The organism is Bartonella sp. AA126HLJHH (assembly GCF_042197425.1).
Taxonomy (GTDB): domain Bacteria; phylum Pseudomonadota; class Alphaproteobacteria; order Rhizobiales; family Rhizobiaceae; genus Bartonella.
On sequence record NZ_JBHIRU010000141.1, the window covers coordinates 1 to 562 of the forward strand.

General features: G+C 41.3%; 1 pseudogene. It reads left to right on the forward strand.

Annotated features, from left to right (window positions below):
- Positions 1–465: pseudogene (locus ACFIQC_RS10195) on the forward strand (hypothetical protein); the annotation flags it as partial.
- Between the last annotated feature and the right edge of the window lie 97 nt (positions 466–562).

Sequence of the window (562 nt, forward strand, 5' to 3'; positions counted from 1 at the left end):
TCAGGGACGGGTGAAAATACGAAATCAATGTATCGTACCAATATAACAACAAACCGTAATTATACCGAACATGTAACAGATATGGCGCGTGTTAAAAAATCTTTACTGAGTGATGAAGCGTTTGCTTCTGCTATGTATGGAAGCAATGAAAAGACACATATTGTTGGCAAGAAAGAACCAACCTCTAAGGTTTCAGGTGGATATAAGGATACGGCGAATCGTCGAATGATCTCGCATATCGGTTGTGAGGATGGTTGCGGTTATGTTTGGCAATTTTTATCGGGCACGTTTCCTATACCCATAAGCCGTACGCAAAATACGTTTGAAATGAGAGCATTGTTAGGGGGTGGTAGCTGGAGTAATACAACGGATAATGGGCGTTTTACTCGAGCCGCCATGATCGTCAATGGTGGAAATGAACAAGTTGCGGCGCGTGGATGTAGCCATACGCGTCATTTTGTTTAGGAGGGAGAGATGATAGAATATCCAGAACATTTAAATAGCAAAGAAGATTATCTGAACATGCTTTCTTTTGACAAAGTTGAAACAGTAAGAAGGCTAG